The organism is Paenibacillus sp. FSL M8-0228 (assembly GCF_038007385.1).
Taxonomy (GTDB): domain Bacteria; phylum Bacillota; class Bacilli; order Paenibacillales; family Paenibacillaceae; genus Paenibacillus; species Paenibacillus polymyxa_D.
In genome coordinates, this window is the sequence record NZ_JBBOXA010000001.1 from 2481304 (window position 1) to 2498303 (window position 17000).

Here is a 17000-nt window from a genome sequence, read left to right on the forward strand (position 1 = left end):
CGCCTAACGAGCATGATAGAGGGGAAAACGGGTTTCAAAATCTGTTTGTCTGCGATTACTCCTAACCGAAATGCGGCCATTGTGCAGCTCGGTAATACTTTTTGTAATCGCAAGGCCCAGCCCGGTGCCTCCAGTTTCCTTGGAACGTGATTTGTCCACCCGGTAAAACCGTTCAAACAAGTACGGGACATCTTCCGCAGGAATTGGGGTGCCGTAGTTGGTGCAGATTACCACCGCCTCGTCGTCTTCGCGTCCTATGGTGATATCAAGGCGTTTGCCGTCTTTTCCGTATCGAATAGCGTTGGAAAACAAATTTTCATACAGGCGTACCATCTCGTCGGTATCGGCTAGAATCCGAACAGGCTCGACGATTCGGACACGGTAGGACATGTCTGCCTGTTCCAGAGAGGGTACAAATTCCTCAGCAAGCTGAGTGAGCAATTTGCCGAGATCTACAGGCTCCAGCTCCAGTGGCAGGCTGCCACCGCTCACACGCGTGTATTCAAACAGCTCGTCGATCAGCTTCTTAAGCGTCAATGACTTTTCATAAGCAATGTTCACATAATAGCGCAGCTCAATTTCATCCCGATAGCGGTCGGTTTCAATATATTCCAAAAAACCGATCACGGATGTTAGCGGGGTACGAAGATCATGGGATACGCCAGTGATCAGGTCGTTTTTGGCCTTGGCAGAAGCCCGTTCTTCTTCCAGCGAGAGACGGAGCTTGTCCGCCATGGTGTTCATATTTTTCGCCAAGGTACCCAGCTCGTCCGCTGAAGAAACAGGAATCGTATAGGACAGGTCTCCGTCAGCAAACTCCTGCATCCCCGTCGTAATTTCGCGAAGGTAACCAATCGTATTTTTGGTAAAAAGGAAAAAGAAATAGATATATGTAGGTAGCCCGCCTACCAGCATGATCAGTGGGGACCCAATGTGATTTACGGTCCAGCGAACCAGACGAGTGCCAAAAAATGAACGGGAAGGATTCAGCCATAGTAGCAAAGATGCTCCATAATAAGACACCATCAAAATCAGTCCAGTTAGAGCGAAAGCGGCAAGGCTAAGGGCTGCCAGTTTCCATCCCAACGTATCATATCGTTTTGCCTTCAAGACGTGAATCCTCCATTAATCGAATTTTTCCATTTTGTAGCCGATGCCCCACACCGTTTTTAGATATTTGGGTTTTCTCGGATCAGCCTCAATTTTCTCGCGAATTTTACGCACATGAACCATCAGCGTGTTGTTGGATTCCAGATATTGCTCCTTCCACACTTTTTCATAGATCTGCTCCATGCTCAGCACTTGACCACGATTACGGGCCAACAGCTCGACAATGGCAAATTCTCGTGGGGTCAGCTTAATGGATTCTCCGGCGAGAGTGACCTCATGCGTAGCAGAATTAATGGAGAGTTCATCCAGTATCATTTCATGCTCCGATACAGGGGAGGAATGGGTATATTTCCGTACTCTACGCAGCTGGGATTTAATGCGTGCCACCAGTTCCAACGGGCTGAACGGCTTAGTGACGTAATCATCGGCCCCAACGCTGAGTCCTGTGATTTTGTCCATATCTTGTCCCTTCGCAGACAACATAATAATCGGAAAATGCTCGGTTTCCCTGATCTTCATGCAAGCTTCAACCCCGTCCATATTGGGCATCATCACATCAAGCACCATCACATCTATCGATTCCCGACTGATTTGCTCCAGAGCTTCCAGTCCGTCTCGTGCCATAAGCAGTCGATATCCTTCATTTTCCAAATAAATTTGCATCAGCTTAATAATTTCAGGCTCATCGTCTACTAATAAAATGGTTCCGTTATGCATGGCCCGTGCACCCTTTCTGTTCTTTCCAGCAGTATACAATATGGCGTATTATATACTTTTTTAAAGATGGAGGCTATGGACACTCTTCTCAGTTCGCTTGCTTGGGGACGTCAGCCTTTGGATAGTGCTGTTTCAGTTGAAGAAATACGGTTTTCTTGCTTGAATTGTCTTTTTTCTATTCCCGGTAGTTGACCGAACAGGATCCAAGCAAATGGTAGGAAACGGGAGATGGTAGACACGACGAGCCAAGAGCAAAGAAGTGCAAAGAAAAAACCTCCAGCGTACCACACATGAATAAGCTGCGGAGAACCGATATGTGGTGAAAACTGCCGATACAGAAGCAGGAAAAACGGATGAATCAGATACACACCAAAGGACAGTGTGCCCAGACGTTCCAGCTTGCGAGTGACAAAGGAATGTTGTCGTCTATACATTAAAAAGGAAATCTGTAGTATTACCAGCGTGCTGGACAGGCTGTACATATTATACATAAGTTCGAAAACTAGCGAATTATACGAGATTCCGTACATTCTATTTTCGCACCACATATAGACATGCATGGTGGCTGAAATCAGCCATAAAGCCCAAATTGTGATCCATGTCAGCACTCCGGCAACACTTCGTTGCCCCTTACGCATCAGAAACCACGTTTTCAGCTGTGGGTAGTAATAACCTAGAGCAGCACCCAGCATGTAACAGGCTACATAAGACAGTGCCCAACTGCCCTTATTTTGCACCTGAAATAGAAATTTATTGCCAATTACAAATGACCACTGTAGCAACAGCCCAAGGACAATAGACCATTGTGGAAGTTGCCGATATCGCTGGAACAGCCACAGTACGAATGGAAATGCAAGATAGAATTGCATCATGATAAAAATATAATATAAATGGGTATACGCTTTGCCTGTCGCCAGCTTCAGAGCAAAGCTTTTCGCAAGTGTGGCTATATTCCATGGTTCGGAGCTGCTAGCCATAAGAGACAGGAAGAAATAAAATAGGGAGAACATGACGTAAGGTAAGAGAATATACAGCAATCTCTGCTTATAAAAGCGACTTAAGAACTGTCGTCCCATTGGACGATCCTTGTAGTTGTAGAACAGTACCATGCTGCTAAGCGCGATAAATACGGGGGTTCCATACTTCATCAACACATTGAGCGCATTGTATACAACATATAGGCTGGAATTTGTAAGCTGAACCGTTGCATAAGAAGTGGCATGTACCATCAAGACGGCTAAAATCGCCATGGCTCTGACCAACTGCAATTCGGGAATTTTTTCTTTGGTCGTAGGCTTCATAAGCTTCATTTCCTTTCAGGAGTGAACTGTATCTTGTTGAACTCTTTCTATTAAAAGATAAAGTTCTTAACAACCCTAAAGGGAACGGCTTAAGAAACGCTTATGAACTTCTTAACTTTTGTTAAGAATTGAGGATTTTGCAAAAATCCTGAATTAAGAAAAGAACTTCCATAGCCTCAAAATGAGTGGTATGGAAGTTCTTTTTTATACTCATGATTATTCGTTATTTGCAACGTTTGATAGGTGCGCGTCTAATTTGTCCACGAATAGCACCATTCGGATGACGGATCGTGTGGACATTGACGTAGGCATTACCCTCTCTAATTTGGCACACCAAATCATAAATGGTTCTGCCTCTGAGTGGACCGGTAAGATCACATGCACGGAGCACGCCGCTAACGACGCCTCTTCTAACGGTTATTCCAAACTTCGAAGGACCAAACAGTGTAGCAACAACAGGGCCATTTTCACCTCTTCGTCCCAGATGAATATGCGCTTCGGTTACCCGTGAGATATTGCGTACAGTCAGTTCAAAGCTTAATTGTTGGCTCGTTGGACGGTAACGAAATTCGGCTGTTCCTGTCGCATTTGTTCTGACAGGAGGCACTTCATTAGCCCCCCTTAAGGTGGCTCTAAACTTATTAGACATGACATCCCTCCTTTCTCAGTGTTGGTTTAGTGTATTCACAGGGCTAGAGAAGGGGCTGCACATTAGCCTATTCATCAGAAGTTGTGTGTTTTACAAGTTATTCAGTCCAAGCACAAAACAAACTTTTTCATAGTCTATGAGTATCTGATAGAGAGAGGAGGAGAAACCATGGGAACATTTATTGATGGGAGAACATCCCAGAATGCTTCGACAGCCAACTCTATTGCCATTCCGATCACTCTTATAAATACGCCTCAATTGTTCGGGCAGATCGGGTTAAACACACTGGGAGCTACAGGTACGCCACGGGTTTTGCTTAAAGGAACTATATCGCTTCAACTTCCGCTTGCTTTAGTCGGAATAACGATCACTATTGTAAGAGGTACCCTGGTTACTGACCCTGTTGTTTATTCGGCCACGTCAACTTTTAGTTTGAGTTTGTTGGCTCCACAGGTTATTGCATTCTCAGCCGATGACTTTAACCCGCCGATTACGGAACAATTGGTGTACACTGCTTTTGTTTCAGCTAACCTGCTGGGTACAATACGTGTAGGTCCAGAGAGCTTTGACGGAATTTTGGTTGCGGATTAATGTAGTAATTTTGATATGACGAAATATCGCTTCATGAGGCTTCGCAGATGTAACTGCGAAGCTTTTTTGTGTACAAGACAAGTTTCAAGCTTAACGATTAAACTACTTTTCTTTTGCATAAGAATTACACAGGCATAACCCTGCAACAATGGGTAGAATTTTATGTATGCGCTTACAGTAAATATCCATTGCTTCGTACAATTAAAAATCTGGAGGAGGAATGAAGAATGGTGTGGAAAAAAGGATTGACTCATATGCTTTTAGCAGCTTTTTTATGTGGTGCAACAGGTGTGGGCATAGCTCTCCCGGCCCAGGCATCCGCTGGCGAGTACAAGTTTGATTTTGGCGGAGGTACGGTCGAAACGGGTTATACCGGAGTGAGCGCTTCGCTGTCTTATGACTTAGCACGTGGCTATGGCTTTCGTACCCCTGAGAATATGCGTAATGTCAGTGCTTCGGGGACTGGAGTGGCAAGTGATGCGGTACGTTTCCTGGTTACAGGTACGAAAAGCGAGAATACTTTTGATGTTGATCTTCCTCCTGGTTTGTATGAGGTGTCGGTTACTTTAGGAGATACCTCTCGTTCGAGTATTGCAGCTGAAGGGGTGTATCAGGTCATAAATATGACAGGGAATGGGGCCAAGGATCGCTTTCAAATTCCAGTAACAGACGGACAACTAAATCTGCTGGTTACTGAAGGCAAAGAGGGGGCGGTCTTCACACTCAGTGCAATGGAAATCAGGCAATTATCTAGCAATCCGGTTACGAATCGAACAATTTATATCGGTGGGGATTCTACGGTATGTAACTATTATCCGCTGGATAGCAGCGTGCAGGCGGGATGGGGTCAACTGCTGCCAGAGTTTGTGAACACGAATACTTTTCAAATTCGCAATATGGCGTCAGGAGGCCAAATTGCTAGAGGCTTCCATCAGGACGGTCAGTTGGAGGCCATCGTCCAATATATTAAGCCGGGGGATTATTTTATTCTCCAATTGGGCATTAATGACACCAATCCAAAGCATAACGAAAGCGAAGCAGAGTTTAAGGACTGGATGCGGGATATGATCCGGCAGGCGAAGGCTAAGGGGGCGACGGTAATCCTGTCAACTCCGCAAGGACGAGCCACTGACTTTAATGCTAACAATGTACACAACGCAGAAAATAGATGGTATAGAAGTGCTATTTTGGCGCTGGCTCAAGAGGAACAAACGCCTTTAGTCGACCTGAATGTTCTTAGCTCAGCTTATTTTACTTCTATTGGTAAAGTCGCTACACTGGCTTTGTACATGAACGGTGATACACTCCATCCAAACTATGAAGGTGCAAGGGAACTGGCACGATTGGTAGCACAGGATTTAAAAAGGCAGGGTCTGAGCGGATTCTAAATTTAAACGATGGGTTTTCCCCTGTTTCTTACATTTGTAGGAGCAGGGGTTTTTAGCATCTGTTCAGGGTGCTATAATTATTGAAAAAGCAATAGTAATACGGAGGAATTAGAACATGCAGCCTTTCACTGCCCGTGTGCTTCAAATTATACTGTTGATCCCTGAGGGAAAAGTAATGACTTACGGTCAAATTGCGGCAGAGGCCGGAAGCCCAAGAGGTGCCAGACAGGTGGTGCGGATTTTGCATACATTGAGCCAAAAACACCAGCTTCCTTGGCATAGAGTAGTCAACCGTTTGGGGGAGATTGCTTTGCAGGAGGATGAGTCCGCATCCCTGCAGCGTCTGTATTTGGAGGAGGAAGGCATACGGTTTAATGAAAACGGGCGCATTCCACTGGATCAATATCTCTATGATCCGCAGGCAGAGATGGAAGAATAGGCGCGGAACAAGCTATGCGGTTTTATATTAAATTTGATCATCATAAAGAACCGGGACAAGTCAATTAACGATTTGTCCCGGTCTTTTTCATCTAGCATACGAAGCAGATAACTAGAGGTAATCTGTTATTTATAGCATAAGATTCATTTGTCATTTTATCCGATAAGATGCTGCTGATCCCGTTGGGCAAGGTGAAAAGAAATGCTGTTCATCAGTGGTATATCGTTATTTTTCCGGGCTTCCCGGATGAGTTGTTTCTTTTTTTGTTCTGATTCACGTAAAAAGCGGGTCATCCACAAATCAGACGGTTCGTTAGTGGTTGTCATACGAGATTCTTTTATCATCTATTAACCCTCCCAGTGAGCGGCTGTTATTCTTTCTCTAGTATATGTTCCAAACCTTAATAGATGCTGTTGGTTTCCTTAAAATTAGCTGAAAATTAGGTAAAGTTAAGGTAAAAATAGGTTGAATCCATATCTGATTGGACGAAAAGTAGTATAAAGCGAGTAATCTGGAAGTAAAGGTTACAAAAATGTATTGTTTTGACACCTTGTACCAACACAAACCTGAAAGTACAATTAGAATGCAAAGAGTTTGTGGAAATTTATGTCGAAAAAAACGGAAAAGATTCGAAGAATGCACCGAAAGGGGAGAGATTCATCTATGAAGCAAAAAGCGGCTGCCGTGCTGCTTGTATTGTCATTATCATCAGGCTTGGCCTCCACAGTACAGGCTGAGAGTTTATCAGGAAATGTAGCATCAAGTACGTCAGTTAAACCTTCTGCTGCGGCTCCATCGAAGACATCATCCATAACGGGTCAGGCTTTACCTACATTGACACTCAAGCAGGCCGCGGAATGGGCACAGACGAACAGTTACAATACACGTACCGCCGAACGGGACGTAGAGCGTCGCAGAATGGAACTGAAAAATGCAGAAAAGGACCTGGGCAATTCACCTGTCGATTTTATAGACAATGAGTATGTTGATGATGAAACGTCATGGAGAAATTACAGTTCCTCGACGCTATCTTATTTAGCCAGCAAAAAGCAGGCGCAGTTCGCCAAAGACCAGATTTATTTTAATGTGATGAAAAGCTATCAAAGTGTGTTCGTGGCAGAGAATCAGGTGAAAAATGATCTAGAAGCGCTTGAAATCGCCCAAGCGGAGGAAAAGATTGCACTTGCCAAATTTGCGCGCGGAAAGCTGTCTGAGTATGCGAAAAACGAGAGTACACAGGCCGGAAGCCAAGCTCAGCAAACCGTAGAGCAGGGGAAAATTGCGTTGCAAAAATCCAGGGATGCCCTGAACTTCCTCATGGGACAGCCTAATGGAACAGCTTATGAATTGGTCGATCGACCCGTGTACAAGGAACCGAAGAAGCTGGATATCGAATTACATATACAACAGCTGACAGACATGAATCCAAATTTATGGAAGCTGGAGGATAGCATCAAAACTTCGGAGCTTAATGTGAGATATTTCGATTTTAACAATGGTGCTGGTGCTTATGATCTAGCTAAAATGGATGTCGATACGGCTAAGGAGGAACTCGACAAAGGTCAAAAGGATTTTGCCGAATCTCTCCGTAATTTGTATGCCACAGTTAAGGAAAATCAAAAGAAATACGTACAACTGGAAGAAAGCTTGCGTACAGCAAAAGAGGCCTTGGAATTATCACGCAAAAAGTGGGCCAGAGGTCTAATTATTGAGATGGAATTGAAAAATAATCAGTTGAAAGTGAACCAGATTGAACGGCAAATGGAAGAGCTTGCGATCGAGTTGGATCAAAATGAGTATACGTTGAACAAGCCATGGAGCACATAGGGAGGAAACGGCATTGGCAGAAACGGTTTTAAATGACGCTTTAATCAAGTTACGGAGAAAACGGAGAAAAAAGTGGATCTGGACTGCAATTGTTCTACTGGTTGTCGGTGGAGGCGGAGCAGCAGTATACCTAAATTTGCCCAAAGAACAGGCGGCACCGTTGGTTCAGGATGAGAAGCTTAAAGTAGAACGCGGCGATGTGAGCGAGAAGCTGGATACGTCCGGTACCGTACAGGCTTCCAAGGAAGTGAAGTTGAATTTTACAAGCGCAGGCGAAAATAAGCTGGCAGCGGTGAACGTGAAGGCCGGAGACAAAGTGAAGAAAGGACAAGTCCTGGCTCTTCTGGACAGTTCTGAAATTAAAATGCAAATTCAGAGTGCGTCTGATACTTTGGAAATATCTAAAGCCAAGCTGGCTGAATTGGAGAAAGGTCCGAAGGCTGAGGACATTGAAATTCAGAAAACAAATGTACTTCGGGCCAAAATGGCTATCGATACAGCGCAAGAATCATTTGAGCTGGAAGAAGCCGAAAGTCAGAAGAAAACTTCCCAAAAGCAGTTGGAACAGGCGCGAAAGGCATATGAAGACCAAAAGTTTTTACATGATGCCGGGGCGGTGTCCAACAGTGAATTGGAGCAGGCAGAGCAAGCACTGGATAAAGCACAGACGGACTATGATGGTCTGGATCTGCAGTTCCGCAAAATCATGTCACAAAAACGTCGCACCATTTCAGAGGCTGAAATCGGATATCGTACGGCAATGGCAGAGCTTCGCAAAATTCAGGTTCCGGCTGATGCATCCAATATTCAAGCCTCACGGATAGAGGTTCGAAGACAGGCGACGGAACTGGAGCAGAAGAAAAATGAATTGAACAAGCTTCAGGTTACAGCACCTTGGGACGGGGTAATCTTGAAGGTGAACGGGGATGTAGGGACCAGTCCGACAGCTCCATTCATTGTCATGAATAACTCGGATTCCAACGACCTTAAGGTGGTTGTGAAGGTAAGTCAGACCGACATTGTCAAAGTAAAGAAGGGTCTTTCAGCCGTGTTGACTACCAATGCCTATCCGGGTGAATCATTTCCAGGGAAGGTGCAATTCGTGTCACCGGAAGCCTCTACGGATGAAGGGATGACGACGTATCTGATGGAACTGTCTGTTCATGACCCGAAAGGCAAGCTCAAAACGGGCATGATTATGAATGTGGCCGTTATTTTGGGAGTACACAAAAATGTACTGTTCGTACCTGCGACTGCGCTGAGATCCGAAGGGGGACAGGATGGCGTGTATGTTTCCGCTAATAATGCTGCAAATCCAGGGGCGCGCACTTTCAAGCCCGTAGAACTCGGATTTTATACGCCAGATCGAGTCGAACTCAAGTCAGGTGTAAAGGAGGGTGACACGCTTATTGTGCCTGCTCCTGAACCTCCGCCGGACCCTTCCGCTATGGGCGGCATGCAGGGAGGCTTTTAAACGGGTATGAGATACGTCATTCAGATTGAGGATTTGAAAAAAGTGTACCATGTCGGAGATCAGGAAATTCATGCTCTGCGTGAGGTTCAACTTGATATTGCTGACGGTGATTTTGTTGCGATTATGGGACCGTCTGGATCAGGCAAGTCCACGATGATGAATGTTATCGGCTGTCTGGATTTACCTACGTCAGGACAATTTTATTTGGACGGCTATTCGATCTTAGATGCCCGTGAGGATGAACTGGCTATTATACGTAATCAGAAAATCGGATTTGTATTTCAAAAATTTCATTTGCTCCCGCGATCAACGGCTCTGGAGAATGTGGAACTGCCTATGATTTATGCAGGTATTCCTGTCAAGGAGCGTCGTTTGCGGGCAATGGAAGCCCTCACTAGCGTAGGTCTAGGCGATCGGATGAACAATAGGCCGAACGAATTGTCAGGCGGTCAGCAGCAGCGGGTATCCATTGCCCGCGCACTTGTGAACAATCCGGTCATTCTCTTGGCGGATGAACCTACAGGCGCATTGGACTCCAAAACAAGTGTTGAAATAATGGGGATTTTTCAGCGTCTGAATGATCAGGGGAAAACGGTTGTATTGGTTACTCATGATCAAGAGGTTGCGGAATACGCCAAGCGTCTGATTCATTTTCGAGATGGGCGGATTGAAGAGGATCAGCCTGTTGGGAAACGAAGAATGGCGGCAGAGGAAGTGAAGGCATGAAGTTTAAGGAAATTATCCGTGTATCACTCAACAGTTTGCGAACCAATATGCTGCGATCTTTGCTGACCATGGTGGGCATTATTATCGGAGTGGCCGCTGTGATTATGATTGTAGCCATCGGTAAAGGATCAACGGCTACGATTACATCTCAGATCAACAGTATGGGAAATAATCTGCTGATGATCTATCCTTATGCTCCATATGATGGCTCTAGTTCCATGTCGTTCAATCAGACGAAAGGAATATCTCTAAAAGATATCGATGCGCTAGAGCAGCAAAAAGCAGTAGCAGAGGTAGCACCAAGTGCTATGACCAATGCAGATATTACGTGGAGTCGCAATAAGGTCAGCGGACAAATTGAGGGGACTTCACTGGCATTCGTTCATGTGAGAAAGCTGTCACTAGCTCAAGGCAGGTCGTTTACCCACTATGAAGTGGATAAACAAATGAATGTGGCCGTGCTTGGGAGTGATGCGGCCCGTAATATTTTTGGTCCGGATGCCTCCAGAGCGGTCGGTGAGACGATCATGATCAAACAGCTTCCTTTTAAGGTGGTCGGTGTGCTGGCAAATTCCAATTCCAATATGAGTAACAGCGGTCAGCAGGTATATGTACCGATTACAACGGGGATGGAACGGCTAGGCAATATGAGTATTCAGCAGGTGAACGCCTCTGCAACATCAGAGGAGAAGATTGATCAGGCAAGTGCAGAAATTCGGCAGGTGCTTCGTGTCAGACATGAGCTAAAGCCATCAGAGGGCGATGACTTTCAGATCATGACCCAGACGGAAATCTTAAAAACAGTGTCCGGGGTTGATCGGATTATGAATATGCTGCTGGCCGGTGTAGCTGCAATTGCGCTTGGCGTTGGAGGTGTCGGCATTATGAATATTATGCTGGTGTCCGTCACGGAACGTACGAGGGAGATCGGGATTCGTAAAGCGATTGGTGCGCAACGTAGTGATATTATGCTGCAGTTTGTGGCTGAGGCTGTTTTTCTCAGTCTGATGGGTGGACTAGTTGGCGTAATGGTGGGTCTCGGAGGTGCAAAACTGCTTGAGAAATTCGTCCAAATGCCGATTGTGTATTCGATAGAGCCCGTGCTTTACTCTTTTCTGTGCTGTATGGCAGTCGGAGTGTTGTTCGGAGTATATCCGGCGCGGAAGGCGTCTAAGCTGCGTCCAATTGATGCTTTAAGATACGAATAAGAGAGCGGGTACTTCGCCTTACTCGAAAGAGCAGGGTGTAAAGTGCCCGTTTTTTTGTGTTGAATAAGTGTTTTAAATGATAAAAAGACATGAATAACCACTTTAATTTTATATATGTGATGTTTTATATGCTTTTTAAGGTTGATTTATTGTTATATATGACGTATTATATTCAATATTAGATCGCAAGAAAAAAAGGAGGGACGTTCATCATCGACCTTACGGCAAGACAAGTAGAAATTTTAAACATCGTACAAAAGCATGCCCCAATTACCGGGGATCAGATTGCGGAAATGCTTAATCTCAGTAAGGCGACCATTCGGACCGACCTATCCAAATTGGGTATTCTGAATTACATAGATGCAAAGCCCAAGGTCGGATATTTTGTTGGAAAGCGGGGCACGCCGAACCGGGAGGAAAAATTCCGGCTATTGCAAATGAAGGTGGGCGATCTTCACGGGGTTCCAGTCATCGTACGTGAAACAACAACGATTCAGGAAGCTGTTGTAGCTCTCTTTTTGGAAAATGTGAGCAATTTGATCGTTACCGATGAAGACGGAGATTTGGCAGGGGTAGCTTCCCGCAAGGATTTACTTAAGGTAACGTTAGGGAATCCCAATGCAGCAACCATTCCTGTCAGCCTAGTGATGACCCGACAGGCGAATGTTGTCACCGTTTCCCCAGAGGATACGGTATTAGAGGCAGCGCGCAAAATTATTGCCCGTCAAATCGACAGTCTGCCTGTCGTCGTCCCTTCCGACTCCGACAAGCCAGGAGAGCACTGGAAAGTCGTGGGACGTATTACAAAAACAAATATTATTAAAATGTTGCTCGATATGGTAGCAGAGGATTAATGGGAGGAATCGAATGGTTCAGGCGAGCAGTCATTTTATAGCGATCTGTTCAGACTCGATTGGCGAGACGGCAGAAGCTGTCGTACAGGCGACCATGCGCCAGTTTGAGTTACCGGACACAGAGATCAAAAGATTTATGAACGTGAGGGATGAAGACGAACTGAGCCGGGTGATGGAGGAAGTTGCCGAGCGTAGAGGCTTTGTAGCTTATACGCTGGTACAGCCGGAATTGAGAGAGGCGATGAAAGAAGAGGCTGTCCGGCTGAATGTGCGGGCTGTCGACATTATGGGACCAATGATGCAGGCGTTTGCCGATACGTTCCATAACGATCCCAAAGAGAAGCCTGGTCTGCTGCACCGACTGGACGACAACTATTTTCGGCGTGTAGAGGCCTTGGATTTTGCGGTTCAATACGATGATGGCAAAGATGTGAGCGCCATTCTCAAAGCGGATATTGTATTGCTTGGAGTATCCCGTATTTCCAAAACTCCTTTATCCATGTTTCTCGCGCATAAAGGTTATAAAACGGTCAACATACCGGTTGTGCCGGAGCTGACACCGCCTGTTCAGTTGAAGGATGTTCAGCGTGGTCGAGTGTTCGGATTAACGATCGAGCCAGAGTTACTGTTGAAAATACGCAGTGAGCGACTAAAGGTTATGGGGCTACCTAATAATGTGCAGTATGCTACAGCGACGAGAGTGGAAGAGGAAATAGCGTATGCGCAGTCTTTGTTTAAAGAGCTGAACTGTCCGGTTATTGATGTTACAGATAAGGCGATTGAAGAGACGGCAGGTTTAATTATCAGAATGTTATAGAGCCTAGTAGCTGCTCATATAACTAAAAATTAAAAACGTAGGATACAGGAGTTTAATAGATAAATAGAAAGATTGCAGCAAAGCTGCCCTAAATATATTCATTTGCTTAAGGGTAATAATTATTTTAGGAGAGGTGGAGGGATAGGTATGGAGAGTCAAATGGCATTGGAATTCGTTCGGGTAACAGAGGCAGCGGCACTGCAATCAGCACAATGGACAGGGCGTGGAGATAAGAATAGCGCAGACGAGGCGGCTACGGTAGCCATCCGCACTCATTTTAATGCGGTATCCATGGACGGCACGGTCGTCATTGGCGAAGGCGAAATGGATGAGGCTCCCATGCTGTATATCGGGGAAAGAGTAGGCAATCGCAGAGGACCGGCTATGGACATCGCTGTCGATCCACTGGAAGGAACCGAAACGGTGGCAAATGGTTTGAATAACGCTCTGTCGGTCATTGCTGCTGCACCTCGTGGTAGTCTACTCCACGCTCCGGATATGTACATGCAAAAAATGGCCGTTGGCCCGGCGCTGGCTGGAAAGCTGTCACTTGAGGACCCAATCCCGACCACATTGTCAAAAGCTGCACGAGCACTCGGTAAATCCTTGCCTGATCTTACCGTGTCTATTCTGGATCGTACACGGCACGCCGGGATTATCAAGCTTCTGCGGGAAAGCGGAGTTCGTATCAAATTGCTAGGCCATGGGGATGTGATGGGCGCGATTGAAACATGCCTGGATAGCGGTGTAGACTTGCATATCGGTTCTGGTGGCGCTCCTGAGGGTGTATTGGCCGCTGCAGCGCTGAAATGCATGGGCGGAGAAATACAGGGCCGTTTGTTGCCTCATGGTGAAGAAGAGATTGAGCGTTGCAAACGTATGGGCATTACTGATCCTGGCGCGTTGCTATCTATGGATGATATGGTCGGACGGCAAGGCGTGATGTTTGTGGCTACAGGTGTAACACCTGGAGAGTGGTTGCAGGGGGTTCGTTCTCTTCCCGGCCACAGAGCGGAAACTCATTCAGTCGTAATGCACTCGGATACAAAAACGATTCGCTTCGTGCGGAGTATCCATCATACAGCTGATTCTTCCGGTACGCTTGCGGTAGCGGCATCTTCTTGAACATTGAAGTCATGGCTTATAGTTCAATAAAACAGCGGTATCTAGGACTTATCCAAGGATACCGCTGTTTTTCATATTTTAGGGTCAATCTAACTGTCATAGAACAGATGAAGTTATCAACTCCATGGAATAAGAATCGAGTATACCTCACTTTTATTGAGTGACGTAAACATAATTATCTTTGTCATGCATCTCTCTTTAGTCTACTTCGTAATTTCTTAACCCTCTAAATGATCTACTAAATGTATATCCAACAATATACGTCTATCTGATTATTGTTTAAGGTATGAAGTACCTTGGCCCTAAAAGTTTGATAAATTTCTCTGCTAGAATAGATCAACCTTCGAAATCATCCGAGAACTAATTTGGAAAAGCAAATCCTTATGTAAAATTAGAATAACACATTTAAGTAATACTTCTGTCTATTGGGATTATGAATTACTTTGGTCTAATATCTATAGTTATCTATCAAAAGGAATTAATTGCAAGTAGAATTAATTTGGTATACGTGTTAAATTACTAGTCCAGCCAATAAAACAAGATCAAAGATTTTTAATAAGTTTGAACAAGCTGGGAACTTTTACAGATAGACTTAATTGCTTTAAATTGATATATTGTTAGTCTAGCCCGAAAATGATTATTCAATAATATGGGTTGGATGACTCGCCTGGAATTATTTACAGGTTGATTGAATTAGTTGAAAATGTTATATTATTGTTCTGGCTCAAACGAAGCCGAATGATAATTTGATCTTTGAAAACTGAACAACGAGTGAGTACGGATTTTGCTTGCAAAATCCAACGCTGAAATTTTGGTACATGCCATCCAGGCTGTATAAGATGGAAGCAAACAAGAGATATTTTTATCTCGTCAGTTTCAACATGAGCTTATCGCTCTTTCTATAAACCAGCTTCGGTTGGTCTTTAATGGAGAGTTTGATCCTGGCTCAGGACGAACGCTGGCGGCGTGCCTAATACATGCAAGTCGAGCGGGGTTAGTTAGAAGCTTGCTTCTAACTAACCTAGCGGCGGACGGGTGAGTAACACGTAGGCAACCTGCCCACAAGACAGGGATAACTACCGGAAACGGTAGCTAATACCCGATACATCCTTTTCCTGCATGGGCGAAGGAGGAAAGACGGAGCAATCTGTCACTTGTGGATGGGCCTGCGGCGCATTAGCTAGTTGGTGGGGTAAAGGCCTACCAAGGCGACGATGCGTAGCCGACCTGAGAGGGTGATCGGCCACACTGGGACTGAGACACGGCCCAGACTCCTACGGGAGGCAGCAGTAGGGAATCTTCCGCAATGGGCGAAAGCCTGACGGAGCAACGCCGCGTGAGTGATGAAGGTTTTCGGATCGTAAAGCTCTGTTGCCAGGGAAGAACGTCTTGTAGAGTAACTGCTACAAGAGTGACGGTACCTGAGAAGAAAGCCCCGGCTAACTACGTGCCAGCAGCCGCGGTAATACGTAGGGGGCAAGCGTTGTCCGGAATTATTGGGCGTAAAGCGCGCGCAGGCGGCTCTTTAAGTCTGGTGTTTAATCCCGAGGCTCAACTTCGGGTCGCACTGGAAACTGGGGAGCTTGAGTGCAGAAGAGGAGAGTGGAATTCCACGTGTAGCGGTGAAATGCGTAGAGATGTGGAGGAACACCAGTGGCGAAGGCGACTCTCTGGGCTGTAACTGACGCTGAGGCGCGAAAGCGTGGGGAGCAAACAGGATTAGATACCCTGGTAGTCCACGCCGTAAACGATGAATGCTAGGTGTTAGGGGTTTCGATACCCTTGGTGCCGAAGTTAACACATTAAGCATTCCGCCTGGGGAGTACGGTCGCAAGACTGAAACTCAAAGGAATTGACGGGGACCCGCACAAGCAGTGGAGTATGTGGTTTAATTCGAAGCAACGCGAAGAACCTTACCAGGTCTTGACATCCCTCTGACCGGTCTAGAGATAGACCTTTCCTTCGGGACAGAGGAGACAGGTGGTGCATGGTTGTCGTCAGCTCGTGTCGTGAGATGTTGGGTTAAGTCCCGCAACGAGCGCAACCCTTATGCTTAGTTGCCAGCAGGTCAAGCTGGGCACTCTAAGCAGACTGCCGGTGACAAACCGGAGGAAGGTGGGGATGACGTCAAATCATCATGCCCCTTATGACCTGGGCTACACACGTACTACAATGGCCGGTACAACGGGAAGCGAAGCCGCGAGGTGGAGCCAATCCTAGAAAAGCCGGTCTCAGTTCGGATTGTAGGCTGCAACTCGCCTACATGAAGTCGGAATTGCTAGTAATCGCGGATCAGCATGCCGCGGTGAATACGTTCCCGGGTCTTGTACACACCGCCCGTCACACCACGAGAGTTTACAACACCCGAAGTCGGTGGGGTAACCCGCAAGGGAGCCAGCCGCCGAAGGTGGGGTAGATGATTGGGGTGAAGTCGTAACAAGGTAGCCGTATCGGAAGGTGCGGCTGGATCACCTCCTTTCTATGGAGAATCGTTTCCTGCGATGGAAACATTCAAATTAGCAGGTACATGTACCTGCGACCGGATATTCAATTCGGTTCATCACATTCGTGTGAATGAAATGAATATCCTGAACTTACTCACTCGTTGCTCAGTTTTGAGAGTTCAAACTCTCAAGCTTCGACGAATACTTCATTCACACATCCGTGTGGAACCGAAATATTCATCGGGTTTCGCTTCGATGAAGCGAATTGCACCTTGAAAACTGGATACCGAAACGAAATTGCGTTTTAGAATATTCCTTTAAGCTGATCTT

General features: G+C 45.8%; 15 protein-coding genes and 1 rRNA gene. 11 read left to right on the forward strand and 5 right to left on the reverse strand.

Annotation, left to right across the window (positions count from 1 at the left end; all coding sequences use genetic code 11):
* Window positions 1-3: 3 nt before the first annotated feature.
* The 4 genes from MKY98_RS11630 to MKY98_RS11645 all read right to left on the reverse strand — a co-directional run bounded on the left by MKY98_RS11630 (window position 4) and on the right by MKY98_RS11645 (window position 3777).
* Complete coding sequence (locus MKY98_RS11630) at window positions 4-1110, reverse strand: sensor histidine kinase (RefSeq protein WP_069012375.1); 1107 nt, start codon at window positions 1108-1110, stop codon at window positions 4-6.
* Between the two features lie 15 nt (window positions 1111-1125).
* A complete protein-coding gene (locus MKY98_RS11635; RefSeq protein ID WP_029518444.1) occupies window positions 1126-1827 on the reverse strand; it encodes a response regulator transcription factor in 702 nt (233 codons plus the stop codon).
* A gap of 110 nt (window positions 1828-1937) precedes the next feature.
* Complete coding sequence (locus tag MKY98_RS11640) at window positions 1938-3128, reverse strand: acyltransferase (RefSeq protein ID WP_069012374.1); 1191 nt, start codon at window positions 3126-3128, stop codon at window positions 1938-1940.
* A 223-nt stretch (window positions 3129-3351) separates the two neighbouring features.
* Window positions 3352-3777, reverse strand: coding sequence for a CHRD domain-containing protein (locus tag MKY98_RS11645; RefSeq protein ID WP_023988435.1), 426 nt, complete (start codon window positions 3775-3777; stop codon window positions 3352-3354).
* 168 nt (window positions 3778-3945) lie between these two features.
* On the opposite strand from MKY98_RS11645, the gene MKY98_RS11650 reads away from it, so the two are divergent.
* From MKY98_RS11650 to MKY98_RS11660, 3 genes are all read left to right on the forward strand, one after another.
* Entirely contained in the window at window positions 3946-4368 is a 423-nt protein-coding gene (locus MKY98_RS11650) for a hypothetical protein (RefSeq protein WP_029518442.1), read from the forward strand.
* Window positions 4369-4595: 227 nt separating this feature from the next.
* Complete coding sequence (locus tag MKY98_RS11655) at window positions 4596-5756, forward strand: rhamnogalacturonan acetylesterase (RefSeq protein ID WP_029518441.1); 1161 nt, start codon at window positions 4596-4598, stop codon at window positions 5754-5756.
* Between the two features lie 115 nt (window positions 5757-5871).
* Window positions 5872-6195, forward strand: coding sequence for an MGMT family protein (locus MKY98_RS11660; protein WP_069012373.1), 324 nt, complete (start codon window positions 5872-5874; stop codon window positions 6193-6195).
* A 155-nt stretch (window positions 6196-6350) separates the two neighbouring features.
* Here MKY98_RS11660 and MKY98_RS11665 read toward each other — a convergent pair whose 3' ends face one another.
* Complete coding sequence (locus tag MKY98_RS11665) at window positions 6351-6539, reverse strand: hypothetical protein (protein ID WP_013370989.1); 189 nt, start codon at window positions 6537-6539, stop codon at window positions 6351-6353.
* Window positions 6540-6858: 319 nt separating this feature from the next.
* Here MKY98_RS11665 and MKY98_RS11670 point away from each other — a divergent pair, with 319 nt between their 5' ends.
* The 8 genes from MKY98_RS11670 to MKY98_RS11705 all read left to right on the forward strand — a co-directional run bounded on the left by MKY98_RS11670 (window position 6859) and on the right by MKY98_RS11705 (window position 16705).
* Window positions 6859-8022, forward strand: a complete 1164-nt coding sequence (locus tag MKY98_RS11670; protein ID WP_069012372.1) for a TolC family protein — start codon at window positions 6859-6861, stop codon at window positions 8020-8022.
* Window positions 8023-8035: 13 nt separating this feature from the next.
* Window positions 8036-9496 (forward strand): efflux RND transporter periplasmic adaptor subunit, encoded by a 1461-nt coding sequence (locus MKY98_RS11675; RefSeq protein ID WP_029518438.1) that lies wholly within the window; start codon window positions 8036-8038, stop codon window positions 9494-9496.
* Between the two features lie 6 nt (window positions 9497-9502).
* Window positions 9503-10222, forward strand: coding sequence for an ABC transporter ATP-binding protein (locus tag MKY98_RS11680; protein WP_029518437.1), 720 nt, complete (start codon window positions 9503-9505; stop codon window positions 10220-10222).
* Window positions 10219-11430 (forward strand): ABC transporter permease, encoded by a 1212-nt coding sequence (locus MKY98_RS11685; RefSeq protein ID WP_029518436.1) that lies wholly within the window; start codon window positions 10219-10221, stop codon window positions 11428-11430. The genes MKY98_RS11680 and MKY98_RS11685 overlap by 4 nt, the downstream gene beginning before the upstream one ends.
* Before the next feature lie 239 nt (window positions 11431-11669).
* On the forward strand, window positions 11670-12284 hold the full coding sequence (locus tag MKY98_RS11690) for a helix-turn-helix transcriptional regulator (RefSeq protein ID WP_223822107.1): 615 nt from the start codon (window positions 11670-11672) through the stop codon (window positions 12282-12284).
* A gap of 13 nt (window positions 12285-12297) precedes the next feature.
* Complete coding sequence (locus MKY98_RS11695; RefSeq protein WP_029518435.1) at window positions 12298-13101, forward strand: pyruvate, water dikinase regulatory protein; 804 nt, start codon at window positions 12298-12300, stop codon at window positions 13099-13101.
* Window positions 13102-13248: 147 nt separating this feature from the next.
* Entirely contained in the window at window positions 13249-14226 is a 978-nt protein-coding gene (gene glpX / locus MKY98_RS11700; protein WP_029518434.1) for a class II fructose-bisphosphatase, read from the forward strand.
* Window positions 14227-15149: 923 nt separating this feature from the next.
* Window positions 15150-16705: ribosomal RNA gene (locus MKY98_RS11705) — 16S ribosomal RNA — on the forward strand.
* Window positions 16706-17000 lie beyond the last annotated feature (295 nt).

Bases quoted from the DNA above. Each gene is read 5' to 3' on its own strand.
- MKY98_RS11635 (WP_029518444.1), bottom strand. From the start codon at position 1,827: ATGCATAACGGAACCATTTTATTAGTAGACGATGAGCCTGAAATTATT.
- MKY98_RS11640 (WP_069012374.1), bottom strand. From the start codon at position 3,128: ATGAAGCCTACGACCAAAGAAAAAATTCCCGAATTGCAGTTGGTCAGA.
- MKY98_RS11645 (WP_023988435.1), bottom strand. From the start codon at position 3,777: ATGTCTAATAAGTTTAGAGCCACCTTAAGGGGGGCTAATGAAGTGCCT.
- MKY98_RS11650 (WP_029518442.1), top strand. From the start codon at position 3,946: ATGGGAACATTTATTGATGGGAGAACATCCCAGAATGCTTCGACAGCC.
- MKY98_RS11655 (WP_029518441.1), top strand. From the start codon at position 4,596: ATGGTGTGGAAAAAAGGATTGACTCATATGCTTTTAGCAGCTTTTTTA.
- MKY98_RS11660 (WP_069012373.1), top strand. From the start codon at position 5,872: ATGCAGCCTTTCACTGCCCGTGTGCTTCAAATTATACTGTTGATCCCT.
- MKY98_RS11665 (WP_013370989.1), bottom strand. From the start codon at position 6,539: ATGATAAAAGAATCTCGTATGACAACCACTAACGAACCGTCTGATTTG.
- MKY98_RS11670 (WP_069012372.1), top strand. From the start codon at position 6,859: ATGAAGCAAAAAGCGGCTGCCGTGCTGCTTGTATTGTCATTATCATCA.
- MKY98_RS11680 (WP_029518437.1), top strand. From the start codon at position 9,503: ATGAGATACGTCATTCAGATTGAGGATTTGAAAAAAGTGTACCATGTC.
- MKY98_RS11685 (WP_029518436.1), top strand. From the start codon at position 10,219: ATGAAGTTTAAGGAAATTATCCGTGTATCACTCAACAGTTTGCGAACC.
- MKY98_RS11695 (WP_029518435.1), top strand. From the start codon at position 12,298: ATGGTTCAGGCGAGCAGTCATTTTATAGCGATCTGTTCAGACTCGATT.
- glpX (WP_029518434.1), top strand. From the start codon at position 13,249: ATGGAGAGTCAAATGGCATTGGAATTCGTTCGGGTAACAGAGGCAGCG.